Raw genomic sequence first — 18798 nt, forward strand, 5'->3', positions numbered from 1 at the left:
CTCGCCGACTGGCTCGAGGCCGAGTACAGTCCCGGCCAGCCCATCGACCCGATCGTGCCCCGAACCGACCGCTCAGTCTGACACGGCGACGTCTCGGAGGATCGGCTGCCGGCCTGGATGTCCTGCTGTCCGTGGCGCTGTACGTGACGCCGGCCGCGCACGATCCACGGAAGATCCGCGGAAGATCCGGATGCCGGCTCGGCGTGGTGCGCGGCCGGGACCTCATCCGGGATGGGTCGTCGGGAAAGGGTTCATGATCCGTCGAGGGTCTGCCGGCGCATCGGGGAACGCAGGATCGGCACCCACACCAGCGCGAGTGCGGCGCAGGCGACCCAGGTGGCGGCACGAGGACCGGAGAGATCGCCGACGAATGCCGCGGCCGCCGCGCCGAGGGTGAGCGCGCCGCTGAACATTACGCGCAGGGTGCCGTTGACGCGTCCCAGTAGCCGCGGCGGCGTGACGTGCTGGCGGAACGACATCAGAACCACGCTGTCGAAGCCGACCTTGAAGATCACGATCGCCCAGGCGAGCGCGGCGGCCGGCCCGGGAACGGCCTGACCGACGAGCGGTAGCACGAACGAGACCGGGGCGATTACCAGCCCGATCACGAGTACCGAGCGGCCGGCACCGAGCATCCTTGACAATCGCTCGCCGTAGAGCGCTCCGAGCAGGCCTCCGGTGCCGCCGGCACCGAGGAAGAGACCTAGCTGGCTCTCCGTCCAGTGCAGTTCCTGGACCAGGATGAGCGGCAGCATCGCGACGGTACCCGCGGTCGCGAAGTTCACGAGCGCTCCGGCGACGGCGATCGCGCGCAGGGTGCGGTTGTGCCGGACGAACGACAGGCCCTCCCGTACCTCGGCCGCGAGTGAGCGTCGTACGACCTCGACCTGGCGTGGCTCCGGCCGCTGGATGCGTCGGATCCACAGCGCCGACCAGAGGTAGCCGAGTGCCGTCGCGATCAGCACCGCCGAGGCTGTGGACAGGCCGACCAGCCAGCCGGCCAGCGCCGGAGCGCCGACCAACGCCATCTGCTCCACGATGCCGAGCCGCCCGTTCGCGGCGATCAGGCGTCGGCCGTCGCCGCCGCCGACAAGATCCGGCAGGTGGCTCTGCATCGCGACGTCGAAGAAGACGGTCGCGACGCCGTTGAGGAACACCACCACCCAGAGTTGGGTCATGGTCAGGGCGGAGAAGGCGGCGGCGACCGGTACCGAACCGATCAGCGCGAACCGGGCCAGATCCATGGCGATCATGACCGGGCGACGGGCGACGCGGTCGAGCCACGCACCCGCCGGCAACCCGAGCAGCAGAAAGGGGGCGGTGCCGGCAGCGGCCAGTGCACCCGCCGCGCCCGGACCAGCGCCGAGCGACGTGATCGCGACGAGCGGGATGGCCACCTTGGCGATGTTGAAGCCCCATTTCGCCGCCACGGCGGCGACGAGGTAGCGGGTGAAGTCGCGGGGCAGGGCCCGGGCGTCGGAGTGCCCTCGGGGGGCGTGCTGGATCGACATGCCCGAACCCTCGGTGGTGGCCGCCGCCGCGCACCAACGATTCGGACTACGATGAATCCTCGTGGAAGCCATCTGATGCTGCAAATGTCGTTGTCCCTGGCTGACCTCGCGAGTGTCAGGTTCGCGATCTCCCCCGCCTGGGAGGTCGTTGCGAGCCTGCGCGTACTGCGCGATCCCGGCGCGCACGCCGTGCACCTGCCCTGGGTGAGCCGGCACCGCGCCGCGGTGCTGGCCGCACCCGACCTGCGGCTGCTGCGGGACCTGGTGATCGCGCCGGAACGGAGGCTGCCGGGTTTCCTCGCGCCAGCGCCGCACTCGCCCGTCGCCGAGCCCGAGGCGGAGTTCGCGGCCGTGCGCAAGACGCCGGCGGCGGTCGTACGCGAGGAACTCACGGCGGTGTACGGCGACCGGCTGCCCGCCTCGCTGTCAGACCTGCGTCGCGCGCCGCGTCGTACTCTTCGCGTGGTCGTGGAGCAGATGCGGACCTACTGGGACCTCGCGCTGGCGCCGTACTGGGGGCGGATGCGCGGCATCCTGGAGGGCGACGTGATGTTTCGGGCACGGCGACTGGCCGACGCGGGCCCGCACCGGATGTTCTCCGAACTCGATCCCATGATCTCGTGGTCGGATGACGTCCTATCGGTGAACCGGCCCAACCTGGACCTGCGCTACGAACTCGGAGGGCGTGGCCTGGTGCTCGTGCCGTCGCTGTTCGCCTGGCCGAACGTTTTCGTCAAGGCGTCCGAGCCTTGGGCTCCGGTGCTGCGGTATCCCACTCGGGGTGTGGGCTCGATGTGGCTCAACGACCCACCCGCGCCTAATCTCGCCCCGGTGCTCGGCCAGGCTCGGGCGACCCTGCTGGCTGAGCTGACGACCCCGTCGACGACGACGTCGCTGGCCCGCCGTACCGGGCTGGCCCCGAGCGGAGTCTCGGCCCACCTCTCACGGCTCGTGGCAGCGGGCCTGGTCACCCGGCAGCGGGCCGGTCGGCTGGTCTTCTACGTGCGCACCGCGCGGGGCGACGCACTCATCGGCGGCTGATCCGGAGGTAGGAGCCCGGGTGTAGGGCAGAATGCGTCGATGGGTGATCACCGGCATTGCCGCGTTTCTGTCCTCGACGGCGAGCTCGAGCTTGCCGGTCCGCCGGCTGCGCTGCGCGCTCTTGGCCGGTTGCTACGCCAGCATGCCGCGCACCTTGAGGTAGCGATCACCGACGGCGTCGTCATCCAGGAGGAAACCGAAGGCCCTCTGACCGTCGGTCTGCGTGATGGTGCAACTCTGCACTTCTCCGGCCGCCGCGGGTATCTCGACATCATCTGGGAAGCGCTCGATGGTGTGGCGGATCAAGCCGAGACCGCGGACGCGCACGGGGTCAACCGGCATCAGCACATCGAGTACCTCCCCGGCGACGAGTACCGGTCGCCAGCATGTGTTCCGTTGATCATCGTGGCCGACTGGCCGGAGCCGGCGTAGCAGCAACGCCCTCGACGCGGCAGGTCAGTGCACTCGATCTTGGCGCCTCGTGCACAGCAGCCCTACGTCATGTCGACGGTGTACGCCTCCTCGCGCACGTCGGGATCGGGATGGTGGCGTAGGTCGAGCAGGAGGTCCCGCCAGGCTCCGGACCATCCGAACGTGGCGCCGGGCCGGGTGAGCTCGATGGCGAAAAGTCCACCGGCGAGGTCGCCTCGGCCGGCCAGCCGGAGGATGGCCGGCCGGAGGACGGTGGCGTCCATGGAGTTCGGCAGTTCCCGCAGGCGGGCAGCTACCCGTGCGGCTGTGCGGACGGCCAGCGCGGGCCGACCGGCGCACAGGTCGGCGATCTGGTCGAGGTTGTCGAGGCGTCCGAGACCGACCAGCATCGCTGTCGCCGTCCCGGTGAAGGCGGGTTGTGTGGCGAGCTGCCGGGCCGCTGTGACCATCGCCGACCGGTTGGTATCCAGGGGCGTGCTCCGCGCCCAGGTCACCGCTGCTTGCGCCAGGGTTTCGATGCGCCGGCGGGCCGGCCGGTCGGCCCCGGGCCCGGCCGGCTGGGAGTCCGCGGCGTCGCGTTGCGTAAGGCGGTCGAAGGCGACGTCGAGGCCGGCACCATGCAACGCGCGCAGCAGTTGGGCGATGTCGATCCTGGTGCGGTGCTCATCGAGGTCGGTGAGTCTTTCCACGACCAGTTCGGTGATGTCGCCGGCCCAGTGGGACCAGTACGGCAGCTGTTGGAACGCGGCCCTTCGGACTTCGCGGTCAATGGCGCGGCATGCCTCGGTGATGAGTGCCGCGTAGCGTGCCCGGTGCCGGTCGGCGACATCGCTCGCGGAGGCCGCAAGCACGGCGCGGCATTCCTCCCTGCTGCCACGCAGCGCCGTGTCGAGGATCGTCCAGCTCGCCTCGGTGTCGAGCCGCTGACGAGCGGCGGAGACGATCGCCGCGCGGACGTCACGGTGCGTCTGCGGGTTCGTATACGTGTCGAGCAGCGTTCCCATCACCTGCGGCGGGCCGTACCGGGCCAGTAGGCGCGCGGCCTCCTTCCGGCTGGTCACCTTGGTGCCGGGGTCAAGCAGCACCGGACGCAGCGCGGCGGGCAGCCGCGACGGCGCCACGAACCGCACCGCGCGCCCGGCCGCGTAGAGCGCCACCCGGGCCCGGTCGTCCCCGGCATGTTGGAGCAGCAGGGGCAGCGCCTCGGCAGGCCGGTCGGTCCACACCAGCGCGCCGAGCGCTGCCTCGGCGAGCACCACCGTGGGCGAGTCGATGTAACGCAGCACCGGCTCCCGCCCCAGTGCGGGGATCGGGGCGGCGGCCCTGATAGCCGCGGCCCGTTGCCGTACGCCGGCCGCCGTGTCGGCCACGACGCGCTCCTGCAACCCTATGTACGCAGCGTGCTGGCGGGGCAGCCACCGCTCGGGGTGGACCGGCCAGCCCGGCACCCAGCGGAGGTGATCGGAGACGAACCGACCCCGCGGCGGATGGTCGAGCACCCGGTCCAGCAGGTCGGTGCGGGTTGTACAGATCGTCCGCCACACGACCGGGATCGTCACCGTGGTCGGGTCGGCGGTAAGGAGCTGCTCAACGCGGTCGCTGCGCCCTCGCGGGTTGTCCAGCCACAGCTCGACGGCTCGGGCGGCCACCGACTCCGGGCTGTGCCGGCCGGTCGCCCGGTGCAGCAGCTCCTGCAGCTCGGGCACCCGCCAGGCGCGCTTGCCGAGCGCTCCGGTGAGCGCGAACAGCGGCCCGTAGCGGCCACGCTCCATAGCGGCCGTGACCCAGCCGGACAACCGATCGGCGACCATGGTCTCCTGCCCACAGCGCAGCACCACGTCGAACCGGCGCAGCACCGGTACCTGCGCGGTGGAGCCGACCAGGTCGATGGTCAGCAGCGCCCACTCGCGCAGCTCGGGCACCTCGACGTGATGTTGCAGAGTGTCCGCGGCGAGGGCGCTCAGCGCGGACGTCGTCACGGCCGACCCGTCCCGCGCCTCGACAGCGTCGGTGGTCAGCCGGGTCAGCCCGGCCGCCGCGGCGGGGATGAGCAGGCGGGCGACCGAGGAGAGCGCGCTCAGCGCGGCAGAGCGGACCGGGTCCTGCTCGTTGTGGAGCCGGCCGAGCCGGTCCACCAGCTCGGCGACGACCTGCGGGTCGCGTGAGCGCCGGGCGGCGTGCACCAGCATTCCGTACGCCTGCGCCCGCTCGCCAGCGTCGCCGGAGCGCAACGCGTCCGCCAGCGCGGCCGACGCATCCGGCCAGGCCAGGAACGAGCTCCAGTAGCGCACCATGTCTTCCCGCTCGCGGATCTCCGGCAGCCCCAGCAAGCGGGTCGCCTCCCGGATCCGGACCGCCGCGGGCAGCGCCTCCATGACCTCCGTCGCCGGTACCCGCGTGGCGGTGTTCACCTCGGCCAGCGCGCCGTCGTACAGTTCGCCGCGCCGCGCCGGCGGAAGCTCGTCGAGCAGCGCCGCGAACGTTGTGGCGTTGTCCCGGACCAGGCAGGCCAGTGGGACGAGCCGGTCGGTGGGTAGCACGGCCAAACGGCGCAGCACCGCGGGCGGCAGTCCGGCACGCCCGACCCAGGCGGCCCGGTCCGGCGCGGTGAGCAGGGCCACGACGCGGCCAGGGTCATGCGCGGCGAGCAGACCGTACGCAGTCAGGCCGCCGGGCAAGCGAGTCGGCGGCGCGTACCGCTCCAAGAGGCCGAGGACCGTGGCCGGGTCGCCGTCGAGCAGCGCATGGCCCACCTCGTTCCAGATCCGGTCGCGGACTTCGGGCGTGGCCGCGGCCAGTCGTGCCTCCACCCGCTCCAGAACCAGGCCGGGGTGCCGGCGCATGAGCGCCCCAATGTCGGCCGCGTGCTCCAGCTCAGGCAGCAGCGACCGCACCACCGGCGCGCTGCACGCGGGCAGCACGGCCGCCGCCTCGTCATCGCCGTACTCAGCGCGGACCCCGGCGACCAGGGCGTCCGCGGTCGCCGACGCCTTCAGCCGGCGCAGCAGGCGATAGATACGCCGCCGCTCAACCGCCGACAGGTCCACTTCCGCCCCATGGAGCAGGCCAGCACGCGCGGCCGCGCCGAGCGCCACGGCCTTGATCGACGGCTGCGGATCCTGTAACGCGGCCTCGACACCATGAGCGTCGCGCACCACCATCGAAGCGACCAGGGCCAGATGACGCTCATACGCGCCCAGACCCCGCAGGTCGGCACACACCTCGACGCGATCGGCGGACTCGCGCGCCCACCCGGCCACGTGGCGTAGCCGCTGCCGATAGGGCAACGAATCCAACGACGTCAGCAGTTCCCGGGTGGATGCGAGCACGGCGCACATTCTGCCTGCCCAGCCTCGACCACGAGAGCCAATATCACCCGACGATGGGCTAGCCGGCCGATCTTCAAGGCAACGGACACCGCCCGGCATCCGGGTCATCGGCTACTTGTTTCATTGACCTGTGACCGTGGCCCGGCCAGGCTTCGGTCTAGGCGTCCGGGCTTGTCGCCTTCTCTTCGGCTGCCCACGCTGGTCGTGTGGCTCTCAATTGGCCTGCGGGCCCCGGCGTCGCCGCAGGGCGGGGAGTGGCTCGAGAGGGGTTGCACGCCTCGAAGTAGCGTTGCCCTCCCGGCTCGACAACCAGTGGTGCCAGATCAGGCGGAAGCCGGGGGTCGCGCCGCCGTCGCCAGTGGTGGTGTTCTCGTGCGGCCAGAAGAGGTCCCCGCCGAACCAGCCGCCGGGGGCGTTGACCGCCTCGCCGACCGCGCAGCAGAAGGCGTCGTAGTCGGTGACATAGCGTCCGTCCAGGTGGTGGACCGTGCCTGCGGGCTTGTCCGGAGCGTGGTTCCGGTGGACTGCGGCGGCGCGTACCCATAGGTACCGATTCGCTGCGATCAAGCTTGGCCCACAGGTTGGGCTCGGTCGGTCCGCCGGTGCGCCACATGTCCCAGAGCGGGCGGTCGTCGGCTGCGATCGGTTCCGGGATCCGCGCGTCCAGGGTGATGTCGACGAGGCCGTCACGGAGGGCGGATGAGCCCGGGGCGGCAGCCCAGCAGGGTCAGCGGCGGACCCGATGGCCAGGTGTCCGGCCGTTCCTGGAACAGGCCGGCGATGTCACGGCACTCGCCAGCCGGCGTCTCCTCGACGGACCAGCCCGCCGTCGCGTACGCGATCAGCCGGTATCCGAAGCCGGCGGGCGGGACGGTACCGCCACGATTGTTGCCGTCCTCGCGGCGATGGCCTTCGAGGTCGATGTCGAGCAGGCCGGACCCTTCCGCGGCGGGCCGGCCACCGACCCGGACGTCGAGCAGTTCCCTCCACGGTGTCGTTAGCACCCTCGGCACTGATCCCGCGGCTCTCGCTCACCGGCCGGCCGGGGACGTGTGCGCCCTCGACGATGAGGTTGCCGTACCAGGCCGGCCCCGTTCCGTCGATCGCAGCGAGCAGCGGTCCGGACGGCGCGCAGCTCAACAGGGTGTACCGCTCGCACAACGCAGCTCGGGCAGGAACACCTGCTCTAGTGCGCGGGCCGCTGCGCCTACCCGGATGTACGGATGAGGGCTCGACGGTCCGGACGCGCGGGCCCGCACCGGTTCAGTCACAGTGACCCAGGTCACTCAGGATAAACTTTCACCCGCCGTTCGGGTCAAGATCACCTGGATACCTCTCGCGTTCAATCCAGGGAGAATGATGCGTTCAGTTCGCAAGTTATCGGCGCTGGCACTGCTGGTGCTAGGGGTCTCGGTGGTGGCTCCGGGCGGTGTGCCGGCGTCGGCGCAGCCCCGGGCCGGGAAGCCGGCGACCACACCCGTGGTCGCGTCCAAGCCCCGGACGGTCACTCTGCTCACCGGCGACGTCGTCCGCCTCGGCGCTGTGGACGGCCAGACCGCTGTCGACGTCGTGCCGGGCAAGGGACGGGAACGGATCCCGTTCATCACCCACAGCGCCGGCGAGGACGTGCGGGTCATCCCCGCCGACGCCGTGGGCCTGCTCAACCAGGGCAAGCTCGACTCCCGGCTTTTCGACATCTCGATGCTGGTCCGCTTCGGCTACGACGACACCCGGGCCGCCCTGCCGCTCATCGTCCAGCACAGCAGCGTCGCCCCCGCCGGCCTCGTCGGTGCCCGGACCACCCGGGCGCTCTCCGGGGCGAGCGCTGTCGCGGAGAGCCGCGCGGACGCGGTGTCCTTCTGGAACAGCATCACGTCCGCCGCGAGTGGCACCGAACGGCAACTGCGGCCCGGGTTCGACAAGATCTGGCTCGACGGGCTGCGCCAACCCACCCTCGACGTCAGCGTCCCGCTGACCGGCGCGCCGCAGGCATGGAAGGCAGGCTGGACGGGAACGGGGGTGAAGGTCGGTGTGATCGACACCGGCGTCGACCAGACCCACCCCGACCTGGTCGGACAGGTCGCCGCCGCGGAGAACTTCACCGCCGACCCAGACGCCCTCGACCGCGTCGGCCACGGCACCCACGTCGCCTCCACCATCGCCGGCAGCGCCGCCGCGTCCCAGGGCCGTCACAAGGGCGTGGCACCCGGTGCGACTCTCTACAGCGCCAAGGTCTGCACCGCAGAGGGCTGCCCGGAGTCGGCGATCCTGGCGGGCATGACCTGGGCGGCGCAGCAGGGCGTCAAGGTCGCCAACATGAGCCTCGGCGGCCCGGACAGCCCGGAGACCGATCCGATCGAGGCGGCCCTGGCCGACCTTACCCACCGTTACGGCGTGCTCTTCGTCGTCGCCGCGGGCAACGACGGCCTGGCCGGCGAGTCCACGGTGAACTCGCCGGGCGGCGTGGCCGAGGCGCTGACCGTGGGTGCCGTGACCAAGACGGGCGAGCTGGCCGAGTTTTCCAGCCGTGGTCCGCGCGCGGGTGACGCCGGTATCAAGCCGGACCTCACCGCACCCGGTGTTGGCATCGTCGCCGCGCGCAGCTCGACCTCCGACCTGTGGCCGGACGACGAGAACCCGCAGTACGCCAGCCTATCCGGCACCTCGATGGCGACTCCGCACATGGCTGGCGCGGCGGCGATCCTGAGCCAGCAGCACCCGGACTGGACGCCTGAGCGGATCAAGTCCACGCTGATGGCGGCCGCGCAGCCGAACGCTGCCATCGGCGTCTACGAGCAGGGCGCGGGCTTCGTCAACGTCGCCCGGGCGATCCAGCAGACCGTCACGGCTAGCCCGGCCAGCGTCGCCTTCGAACGGACCACCGCTGCGCAGACGCGCACGGTCACGTACGCGAACAGCGGCTCTTCCGCCCTCACCCTGGCCGTCTCCCTCGACGCCAAGGACGCCGACGGCGCCCCGGCACCGGCCGGCCTGTTCAGCCTCAGCGCCTCCTCGGTCACGGTCCCGGCCGGCGGCACGGCCACCGTGACCATCACCGTGCAGGCCAGCGTCGACCTGCCCGACCGCTACTTCGGCGGTGAGGTGACCGCCACCGGCGGTGGCACGCAGGTGCAGACTCCGGTCGCGCTCGACGTCGCCCGCCACCAGCTGACCCTCAAGCTCGTCGGGCCGGACGGCGGAGCGCCCACGGCCGAGCAGGGTTGGGTGACCATCCTGACCGACCTGGACCGGCAGGCCATTCTGGTGCTCGGCGACCCCGCGACCACCCAGTACCGCATCCGCGCGGGCCGCTACCTGGTCCAGACCTACCTACAGAGCGGCGACCCGTCCTTCCCGCAGATCACGTCGCTGGTGCGCCCGAGCCTCGACCTGACCAGGGACCAGGCGCTCACCATGGACACCCGCCTGGCGAAGCCGATCGCGGTGTCGGTGCCGAACCCGAAGGCCACCGCGGTCTTCCAGGAGTCCGGCTGGACGATCCGGACCGAGCAGCCGCAGATCTGGGGCAGCAACGACCCGTACGGCGTGCTGATGAACGTTCCCTTCGACCGCGTGCGGACCGCACAGATCGGGGCCGGCAAGACACCCGGCTTCGTCTCCTACGTCAACGGGACGTGGGGCCAGGTAGCCCAGGACGGCAGCCTGCACAACAGCCCGTACGTCTACCGGGTCTACCTCTACGAACCGCAGAAGATGATGACCGGGCTGACCCGCAAGCTGCGCACGGGTGACTTCGCCACGGTCCGCTCCCAGGTCAGCGCGGACGTTGCCGGCGTGCCGGTTTCGCGGCTCGCGTTCGCGCACGCGCCCGGCAACTCGCCGATCACCCGGTCGGCCGACGGGCGCCAGGCCCCGCCGAGCTTCACCTACGACGTGCCGAGCACCATCACCGAGTACTACAACCAGGACAAGTTGGCGGTGTGGCAGTCGACCTCGGCCCAGCAGGGATACACCTACTACCAGTCGGCGTGGGCCAGCTTCCGGCCCGGCCGGACGTACACGGTGAAGTGGGCCAACGCGGTGGCCGGGCCGGTCTTCCCAGAGCCGAACTTCGGCCAACAGTTCGCCACCCGCTACTGGGGCGACACGATGGGCGGGCCGGGGCCGCTGCACGGCGACGGCAGCGGGCACATGGGGTTCCGGCAGATCGTCGGCGGCAGCGTGCAGGTGGACCTCTACCGCAACGGGGTCAAGGTCGGCGACGCGAACCAGGCGCCCTGGTCGTGGGACGTGCCTGCGGAGAAGGGTGACTACCGGCTGGCCGCAACCTTCCGCAGCGACCCGGCGTTCACCCTGTCGACCGTGGTCGACGCGGAGTGGACCTTCAAGTCCGCGCACGTCAGCGACGGCGAACTGGTGAAGCTGCCGATGACGGCGATCCGGTACACCCCGGAGCTCGACATCGACAACCGGGCGCCGGCCGGCCGGGTGTTCGCGATCCCAGTCTCGCTCGATCGTCAGGTCGGAGCGGCGCCGGGCCGGACCAAGACCTTGACCGTCGAAGCGTCCTTCGACGACGGCAAGACCTGGCAGCAGCTGCCCGTACGGCGGTCCGGCGAGAAGGCGGTCGCCTGGGTGCGCAACCCGGCCGGCACCGGCTTCGTCTCGCTGCGGTCCGCCGCGACGGACACCAGCGGTAACACGGTCAAGCAGACCATCATCCGCGCCTACCGGTACTGAGGGAGGGCCCGGACGCGGCGCCTACCGGCGCCGCGTCCGGTCACCGGTGCCAGAGCAGCCGGTCACGGATCCGCCGGGCCATCGGCGAGTCCGTGATCGCTGAGGCGGCTAGGGACAGGGCCAGATTCTGCCTGCCGAGACGAGTGCGACCGCCAGAAGGCGGCTGCAGGGCGGCTACGTGCTCGCGGTCGCGCAGCAGGACCCAGGCCCGTCGACGACGCCCGCGCCGTCGACTTGCTCCGGGTGGCGGCACCGTCCGCGCCGAACGACAAGAACGATAAGAAGAAGCGAACGTCATGACGGTACGTATCGGCATCAACGGCTTCGGGCGGATCGGGCGCAGCTACCAACGCGCCGCCCTGGCGAACGACGCCGACGTCGAGGGCGTCCCGGTCAACGACTTGCATTGATTCCTCAGGTGTGGGCCCGCGACTGTTCTTCCAGCGGGTTCCCGCGCGGTCCCGAAGGCAAGGTCGTCAAGAATCGGCTGCATCGTGCCGTGCGGGTCGGCACCGGGCTGGTGGGTGAGGAGCGCCCGACTGACCGTGCTCGACGCGGTACGCTGCTACTACTGCCTGTCGATGGCGACAACGAGTCGTGCCTCGTGATGCAGGACATTGAGGGCAGCGACGTGGTCGAGTAGCGCCCCACCCCACCTCCCGACGCGGTCGACGGTTCTGCCCCGACCATGTCGCCACGCTCACTGGTGTTCGCGGGTCGGTACGGGCAGGCTCGGGCGGCCGGCTACCGACGGTGGTTGCCGGCCGCCCTGCGGGCGGATCGTTTGTCAGATCCCGGTAAACGTGATGGTGGCGACGTAGGTGCCGGGGGCCAGTGTGGTTGGCGCTTCGATACGGAGATCCGCACCGAGCTCGCTCATGCCGAGCGAGCCGGCGGCGCCGATCGCGAGCGGGCTGCTGTCGAGCAGCCCTCGGCCGGACTCGACGCCCAGGGCGACAGCGGCGCCGGCGGTCACGCCACCCGTGCCAGGCTGCGCCACAACCTGCGGGGTCCAGCCGAGGAACTTGCCGGACAGTGTCTGCGAGCCAGCGGCGAAGTCGTTCACCTGAGCGGACGCGGTCCAGCCCGGCGCGCCGGCGCGGGTGTCGGTGACCCGGACGGGCCGGAGCTTGCCGCTCGACACACCCCAGCGGTCGGCCTCGGCGCTGGCTCGGTGGGCCGTGGCGTGAAGAAGCGGACGATGTCGTCGGCTGCGGTGGGGGACAGCATCATTGCCTGGACTCGTGCGGACATTTCAGCGATCGGGTGGACTCTAATGAACATCGCCTCCTCGTACGTCTGGATCGCCGAGTCGGGGTCGGCGGGGTTGGTGGCGAGTTCGGCGGCGAGTTCGGCGGCGTCGAGCATGGCTTGGTTGGCGCCCTCGCCGACCGGCGGCATGAGGTGCGCGGCGTCACCGATGAGGGTGATGCCCGGCCGGTGGGCCCAGCGTGTACCGGTGGGCATCGCCTCGATCCTGCGTGGGGTCGGCGGGCCGTCGCCGGCTTCGATGAGTGCGGTGAGGCTGGGGTTCCAGCCATCGAACATGCCCAGCAGAGCGCGCTTGCTGCGGTAGGTGTCCAGGTGGCGATCGTCCGCGCGTAGGGAGATCCCGACTCGGATGCTGCCGTCGCCGAGGCGTTGCGCTGCCAGGATCTGGTTCACGCCGATGCACCAGAGGTTTCCGGGGCCGACCAGATCGGCGAGATCCGGGTGACGCCGGTCGGCGTCGTTGATGCTCAGCTCTACCAAGGTGGCCACGTAGGAGAGTGTCGCGTCGGTCAGCAGCGACCGGACGACCGAGCGTGCGCCGTCCGCACCGATGAGGATGTCGCAGTCGGCGCTGTGGCCGCCATCGAACGTCAGCCCGAACCCTCCGCCGGGTCGTGGCGTCGCCGCGACGAGCCGGTGCTGCCAGGCCACCGTGTCGCCGGGGAGCGAATCGAGCAGAAGATCACGCAGTACGCGGCGGTCGATCTCGGGACGTCCGGAGAAAGAGCCGGGTTGTGGCTTGTGGTGCACGAGGGTGCGTCCGGCGGGGTCGAGGATGCGATGTTCCTCGCCCTCCGGCCGTGCCTCGGACCGGAATCGGCCGGCGAGGCCCGCATCGGCCAGGGCCTGTTGCCCGGACTCCGGGTGCAGGTCGAGCATTCCGCCCTGTGATCGCGCGGATCGGCTTGCCTCGCGTTCGTACACCACCGCGCCGATGTCGTGCCGGTGCAGGATTCGGGCCAGCGTCAGTCCGCCGAGGCCACCACCGGCGATCGCAATTCGCATCATCGTCTCCACTACCGTACGCTGTACCTTATGGATACGCCGTACGGTAGCGCACCGCTGCCCATCTGGGAACGGCCCGAGCCTCAGCCGCGGGCGGCGCCGGTGCCGCTGAGCCGCGCGAAGATCGCCGCTACGGCGATCCGGCTCGCCGACGCACACGGCCTCGACGGGCTATCGGTACGCAAGATCGCCAAAGAGCTCGGTGTCGGTCCGATGCGGCTCTACGACTACGTGATCAACAGATCCGAACTGCTTGATCTGATGGTCGACGCCGTGTATGCCCAGATCGCCGAGGCCGGCCAGTACTCCGAGTGGCGCGCCACGGTACTGGCCATCGTTCACCGGACCCGCGATGTCGCTCTTGATCATGAGTGGTTCGCCGACCTGCTCGGCGGAAGGCCACACCTAGGACCTCACGCGCTCGCCGTGGGCGAATCGACCGCGGCGGCGCTCAGCCAGGCCCCTGGCGTGCGCGGTATCGACGATCTCCAGCGGGCCTTAGGCGCCCTCAACGCGTTCATCGTCGGAGCGCTCCGCAGAGAGATCACCGAGCGACGCACCGCCCGTTCAACCGGCACCAACGTGTCCGCTTGGCAGGCCGCCCTCGGACCCTATTTGACACGCATGCTCGAAACAGGCCGCTACCCGACCGTCGCCCGGCTCGTCATCGACGGCACCCACCTCAATGCCGAGGAAACCTTCCACCACAACCTGGTCACCATCCTGGACGGCATCACCAACCATCCCCACACGTGACCTATTGGGTTTCTTGACGCGGTACTGGTTGTGGCGGGCGGGTTTCACGGCGCGGGGGTAGGTACGTTCCCGGCGGTCGGGATCAGGAGAGCGGCGAGGTCGGGCAGCTTGGGTAGGGTCAGTCCAGTCCTGAGATGAAACTGGACTTCGCGTGGGCAGGCGGCAGCACCCGGCTCCGCCCCGGATGCTGCCGCTGTTCAGGCCGTGGCGGTGAGCTCAGCTCACTACTGGTGAAGACGGACCAGTCCATTTCGGTGATCGGCTATGGATTGTAGCAAAGGGAATTGCTGAGTGGCAATGCCCTCACGTCGAAACCAAGCGCCGTATAATTGACGGCGAGGTGCACATAACCCGGGCCGAGATGAATAAAGGGGTTCCCCAGCTGCGACGGACCTGGAGGGGAGGCCTCAGTCCCGGAGAGCCACTCGCGGAATCTTACGCAGTATCCCGGTCCGATCCAGATACCTGCAGTGCTCGCCCAGCCCGAAAAGCGCCCGGGTGGAATCAGGGCATCGTAGTTACCCTGTGCGTACTGACCATCGAAGACCTGGATGGCACCGATGGCGTACGTGCCTGTATTGCGAATCTCCCTGCTGGCCGCCGATGCGGCTGCGGGCGTCAGACCAACCAGGAGTGCGGCCGTCAGGGCAATCGTGGATGCCAATTTCATTTTTTTCATTTTGCCTCCCTGGCGCCTTTGATTTCCTGCTGGCTCGTTGCCTGCCCTCATGCAAACACTCTGCGGCTTCATTGAGGCTTCACATCGGCTCGACCTGCGCAGGGTTATTGCGTTGTCGGGATGTTGCTGGTCACGGCGGCGATGAGGGCGTAGGGGCGGCGGTCGGCGCGTCGGGGGGGCGCGGGCGATGTTGGTTTCTCCGGTCCATGGTCCGCTGTCGACGACTTGGACATCGTCAGCTTCGATGGAGGTACCCGGCGGTGGAGGGGCTACAAAGAATTCCTGAACCTGCCTCGGCCATTCTCAACCCTCTGCGTGCCTGACAGCGCCCCCGTGGGTGCGTCCAGTTGCTACGGTGCCACCCTGACCGTCCTTCGGGGTACGCGTTATCCCCAAAGATCTGGCGTCGCCATTAGGAAGCTGCAGCTTGTCCTGGACGGGCGCAAGCCGCCCGTCCAGGACAGGTGGTGCTCAGGAGGCGGTGCACACCGGGGTCAGGCCGGTGGCGGCCCCAACGCCCTGGAAGCCGAACTCGGTGTACTGGCCGGCGTTTACCGAGCCGTTGTAGCTGACGTTGCTGAACTGCACGGTGCCGCTGGTGCCGGTGCGGTTGGCGCTCCAGGTGTTGGTCACGGTGGCCCCGGACGGCAGGGTGAGCTGGACGTTCCACCTGCTGATCGGCGCGGTGCCGGCGGTGACCCTCACGGTGGCGACGAAACCACCGGTCCAGGAGTTCAGCGAGACCGTGGCCGAGCAGCCGGTGGTCGGGTTCGGCGGCGTGGTCGGCGGGGCGGACGTCGGCGGCGGAGTGGTCGGGTCGACCGGCGGCGTGGTCGGCGGGACGGACGGCGTCACCGGCGGCGTGGTCGTCGGCGGGGTGGAGTTACGGCCCTTGTTCAGTTCGTCGAGGACCGCGTGGTAGGCGGCCTTCTTCTGGTAATTTCCGTTGCCGCCGGTGAACAGCAGGCCCCGCTCCGACGATCGCCACGACTCGCTGTCGGCGATGCCCCAGACGGTGATGCCGGTGCACTTCGCGACGTTCAGGCAGGCCCGGACGACCTTGCGGTAGTTCTCCGCCTGGCCCGTGCCGATGTCGTTGTTGCTCAGGTCGTCGTCGATGTCCAGCTCGGTGATGTGCACCTCGACGCCGAGGTCGGCGAAGCGCTGGATGTTGGCCTGCAGGTCGTTGGTGATGATGCTGTTCGGGTTGTCGTTGAAGTGCGCCTGGAACCCAACGCAGTCGATGTACTGCCGGTAGTTGCTGACGATGTCATACAGCGCGTTGGCCTTGCGGTTCTGGGTACCGCCCTGGACCGTCAGGCCCTCGACGTCGTAGTCGTTGATGCAGAGCTTGGTGGTGAGCCCGCCGGCCTGCACGACCTGCTTGGCGCGCATGAACGAGTCCCGGATGACGTCGGTGTCGCCGGAGTCGAAGAAGTCACCGTCGCCGTTCGCGTCCCGGTTCATGGTGTGCGGCCACTGGTTCCGGCGCCGGCCGGTGTTGTTGTCCTCCAGCGCCTCGTTGACGACGTCCCAGTACGCGATCCTGCTGCCCCAGCGGTTGATGGCGTTGCCGATGAAGGTGTTCAGCGTCCCCTGGCTGGCACCCTGCAGGGCGCCGGCCTGCGAGTGCCACACCAACGTGTGACCACGGACCAGCATGTTGTTGCTCTGGGCATGGTTAACCAGGTTGTCCGCGCCGCTGGTGTTCTGCAGCCCTCCGCTCGACGTGGCGATCCGATCCGGCTTCATGTCGTTCTCGGGAGTCAGTTGGTTGAACTCCTGACCGACGATCGGGTAGAGCCGGTTGGGTGAGGCGGCGACGCCGAAGAACAGCCCGGCCTTGGCGGCCGCGGCCCGCAGCGTGGTCTCGGCCGCAGCGGCCGGATGGATGGACTGGACCGTCACAGCGCCGCCTATCAGCACCAACACCGCCGTCGGCAACGCTATTTTAGTAACTTTCTTACGCTGTCTCAGGCTGCTGTTCACGGGACCTCCTCGATGCCTGACGTCAGCGATCGACGCCCATGCATGCCTCCGAAGGGTCAGTATCGATACCAGCTAGCCGCACTGTCAACAACTTCCGGAAATGCTCCGGAAACCTCAAAGAGGCCAGGAAGCCAGCGGAAGCATGTTTGTGCAGGTAAGGGAACCGCCCGACCAGGCTGTCGGACGTAGGCAGGAGGACGACGCTCGATCGCGTCCATCGTCGACGCCACAGGTACCGAAACTCTCGAGAGTGTGCCTTCTGCGGAATGCTGCCCGGGATGGCCCGTCGGTCGAGGTCGACGTCATACCAGCGCAGCCCGGCCACCTCGCCGCGGCGCAGTATGTCGAGACGTCCGTCGTGGATGCTGACCGGCATGGTGTCGTCGAGGGTACGGAGCAGACGGAGGAAACCACCCCGGTACCTGCCGTCGCGACGTCCGCGCACCGCTGGTGGACTCCGGCGGTGGCACGGCCGCTCGCCCGCGCCGCAGGAAGCTGCCCAGTTCCGCTGGATCAGCACCGTTCATCCTGGCTATGACGCCCCACCGCACGTGGCTTCAGCGGCGAGCGTCGCGCGCGTGGCCCTCCTGGTACCAGGCGTGACGCGGTCTCGAGAGCGGCACCGGCGATTCAATGCGGGGAATTGTTCGACGGCGCGAGAGCGGGCGCTGGCGATCCGGGCGACCACGACCGGCCGCCCGCGCCGCCATGTGAGGCTGACGGTGGCTGCCACGCGCGCTGGTCGAGATCACGTTCGGGCAGGTCGGTCGTCCAGGGGACGTTGACGTCGACGTTCGGTCGAACGGTCAACCGGGTACGGGTGCCGGCCGCTTCGTGCAGGCGAACGACGAGATCCCCCGAGCGGTCCTCGGCGAGTTTGACCGCTTCACGAGCACGGACCGGTAGAGCGAACGTTCTATTCGCTAGGGTTGTCGCATGACGCGCAGCGAAACCGAAACCCGGCCCTCCGAGGCGCGACTCCGGCTACTCAACACCGCGATCCGGATCTTCTACGCGGAGGGCATCCACGCGGTCGGTGTCGACCGGATCATTGCCGAGGCGAAGGTCACCCGGGCCACCTTCTACCGGCACTTCCCCGGCAAGGAGGATCTCGTGCTCACCTACCTGCGCGAGGTCCACCAGATGGACCGCAGCGCGGTCGACGCGGCGATCGCCGCCAACCCGTCGCCGGTCGACGCCCTCGTGGCCGTGGCGAACTCCATCGCTCAGGGCATCCAGTCCCCCGGATTCCGCGGATGCGCCTTCCTGAACGCCGCCGCGGAGTACCCGGACCCTGGTCATCCGGTGCATCAGCAGATCATCGCCCACCGGCAATGGTTCCTGGACCGACTCACGATGCTGATGGCACAGGTCGCGGAGGACTCGTCGGACGCCGCCGCGCGCCACTTCGTCATGCTGCGCGACGGCGCCATGGCAGCCGGTTGCTTGTTCGACCCGGCGCTGGTGTCCGAGACCTTCCTTCGCGGGATCGAAGGACTGGTCCGGATCCACAGCCAGCGCCAGCCGACCGATTCCGCAGGCTAGTTGTCCTGCCCACCGGGGTTGGTGACGGCGACACGGATCGAATGTCTGGCCCGCCACCCAAGATGAAAATTGCTCAGTGGATGTCGCGAACCGATGTTCTGGAACCGAGAAACCGTTTGCGAGCAGGCACACATGGGCTGCAATGTTGGGACTTGTGGCCGATGCTGAGACGTACGTGACGCTCCGGATCACCAGGCCGGGGATGTCTGCGGCTGACGTGACGGCGAGGTTGGGCATCCATCCCACTCACGCACACGAGGCAGGAGATCCGAGACCTCGTGGCGCTCCTTGGCGCCATGCAATGTGGTCGCTCTCGACCGAGTCCGCGGGAAGCGGGCTTTTGGGCGAGCATCTGGGCGTCCTGCTGGACCGCATCGAACCGAAGCGGGGCGTTTTGCGCGAGATGGCCGCTGAGGGATTTGACATGGACTGGTGCTGCTTCGTGGCTGTCGAGGGCAACGGGGGCATTTTGCTCGAGGTTGACCTTCTACAACGATTGGCTGCGTTTCCGATCGAACTGAACTTGGACATCTACGGC

14 protein-coding genes and 2 pseudogenes are annotated in these 18798 nt (G+C 69.4%); 8 read left to right on the plus strand and 8 right to left on the minus strand.

The window, feature by feature from the left end; genetic code table 11:
- Positions 1-251 precede the first annotated feature (251 nt).
- Positions 252-1511 (minus strand): MFS transporter, encoded by a 1260-nt coding sequence (locus AAH979_RS40820; protein WP_346263482.1) that lies wholly within the window; start codon positions 1509-1511, stop codon positions 252-254.
- Positions 1512-1595: 84 nt separating this feature from the next.
- On the opposite strand from AAH979_RS40820, the gene AAH979_RS40825 reads away from it, so the two are divergent.
- Together AAH979_RS40825 and AAH979_RS40830 are read left to right on the plus strand one after the other, a co-directional pair.
- On the plus strand, positions 1596-2552 hold the full coding sequence (locus AAH979_RS40825; protein WP_346263483.1) for a DUF5937 family protein: 957 nt from the start codon (positions 1596-1598) through the stop codon (positions 2550-2552).
- A 39-nt stretch (positions 2553-2591) separates the two neighbouring features.
- The gene (locus tag AAH979_RS40830; protein WP_346263484.1) at positions 2592-2984 is read left to right on the plus strand and encodes a hypothetical protein; all 393 of its coding nucleotides are present in this window, start codon (positions 2592-2594) and stop codon (positions 2982-2984) included.
- A 62-nt stretch (positions 2985-3046) separates the two neighbouring features.
- On the opposite strand, the gene AAH979_RS40835 is transcribed toward AAH979_RS40830, so the two are convergent.
- Both AAH979_RS40835 and AAH979_RS40840 read right to left on the minus strand, forming a co-directional pair.
- The gene (locus AAH979_RS40835; RefSeq protein WP_346263485.1) at positions 3047-6322 is read right to left on the minus strand and encodes a hypothetical protein; all 3276 of its coding nucleotides are present in this window, start codon (positions 6320-6322) and stop codon (positions 3047-3049) included.
- A gap of 677 nt (positions 6323-6999) precedes the next feature.
- Positions 7000-7317, minus strand: coding sequence for a hypothetical protein (locus AAH979_RS40840; protein ID WP_346263486.1), 318 nt, complete (start codon positions 7315-7317; stop codon positions 7000-7002).
- A gap of 355 nt (positions 7318-7672) precedes the next feature.
- Here AAH979_RS40840 and AAH979_RS40845 point away from each other — a divergent pair, with 355 nt between their 5' ends.
- The 3 genes and pseudogenes from AAH979_RS40845 to AAH979_RS40855 form a co-directional block, all read left to right on the plus strand.
- Positions 7673-11014, plus strand: a complete 3342-nt coding sequence (locus AAH979_RS40845) for a S8 family serine peptidase (protein WP_346263487.1) — start codon at positions 7673-7675, stop codon at positions 11012-11014.
- A gap of 296 nt (positions 11015-11310) precedes the next feature.
- A pseudogene (locus AAH979_RS40850) lies at positions 11311-11418 on the plus strand (glyceraldehyde 3-phosphate dehydrogenase NAD-binding domain-containing protein); the annotation flags it as partial.
- Positions 11417-11657, plus strand: a pseudogene (locus AAH979_RS40855) (VOC family protein); the annotation flags it as partial. The pseudogenes AAH979_RS40850 and AAH979_RS40855, both read left to right, overlap by 2 nt.
- A 144-nt stretch (positions 11658-11801) precedes the next feature.
- On the opposite strand, the gene AAH979_RS40860 reads toward AAH979_RS40855, so the two are convergent.
- Positions 11802-12080, minus strand: coding sequence for a hypothetical protein (locus AAH979_RS40860; protein WP_346263488.1), 279 nt, complete (start codon positions 12078-12080; stop codon positions 11802-11804).
- On the minus strand, positions 12077-13294 hold the full coding sequence (locus AAH979_RS40865; RefSeq protein ID WP_346263494.1) for an FAD-dependent monooxygenase: 1218 nt from the start codon (positions 13292-13294) through the stop codon (positions 12077-12079). Before AAH979_RS40865 ends, AAH979_RS40860 begins: the two co-directional genes overlap by 4 nt.
- A 27-nt stretch (positions 13295-13321) precedes the next feature.
- Between AAH979_RS40865 and AAH979_RS40870 the strand changes: the two genes are divergently transcribed.
- On the plus strand, positions 13322-14047 hold the full coding sequence (locus AAH979_RS40870) for a TetR/AcrR family transcriptional regulator C-terminal domain-containing protein (RefSeq protein ID WP_346263489.1): 726 nt from the start codon (positions 13322-13324) through the stop codon (positions 14045-14047).
- A 262-nt stretch (positions 14048-14309) separates the two neighbouring features.
- On the opposite strand, the gene AAH979_RS40875 is transcribed toward AAH979_RS40870, so the two are convergent.
- The 3 genes from AAH979_RS40875 to AAH979_RS40885 all read right to left on the minus strand — a co-directional run bounded on the left by AAH979_RS40875 (position 14310) and on the right by AAH979_RS40885 (position 17091).
- The gene (locus AAH979_RS40875; protein ID WP_346263490.1) at positions 14310-14726 is read right to left on the minus strand and encodes a hypothetical protein; all 417 of its coding nucleotides are present in this window, start codon (positions 14724-14726) and stop codon (positions 14310-14312) included.
- 471 nt (positions 14727-15197) lie between these two features.
- Positions 15198-16634, minus strand: a complete 1437-nt coding sequence (locus AAH979_RS40880) for an endo-1,4-beta-xylanase (RefSeq protein WP_346263491.1) — start codon at positions 16632-16634, stop codon at positions 15198-15200.
- Between the two features lie 103 nt (positions 16635-16737).
- Entirely contained in the window at positions 16738-17091 is a 354-nt protein-coding gene (locus AAH979_RS40885; RefSeq protein WP_346263492.1) for a hypothetical protein, read from the minus strand.
- 560 nt (positions 17092-17651) lie between these two features.
- Here AAH979_RS40885 and AAH979_RS40890 point away from each other — a divergent pair.
- Both AAH979_RS40890 and AAH979_RS40895 read left to right on the plus strand, forming a co-directional pair.
- On the plus strand, positions 17652-18260 hold the full coding sequence (locus AAH979_RS40890; RefSeq protein ID WP_346263493.1) for a TetR/AcrR family transcriptional regulator: 609 nt from the start codon (positions 17652-17654) through the stop codon (positions 18258-18260).
- 202 nt (positions 18261-18462) lie between these two features.
- Positions 18463-18798: DUF4279 domain-containing protein (locus AAH979_RS40895; RefSeq protein WP_346263495.1), on the plus strand; the 336-nt coding region annotated here is incomplete at its 3' end.

This window comes from Plantactinospora sp. ZYX-F-223, from assembly GCF_039649625.1.
Taxonomy (GTDB): domain Bacteria; phylum Actinomycetota; class Actinomycetes; order Mycobacteriales; family Micromonosporaceae; genus Plantactinospora.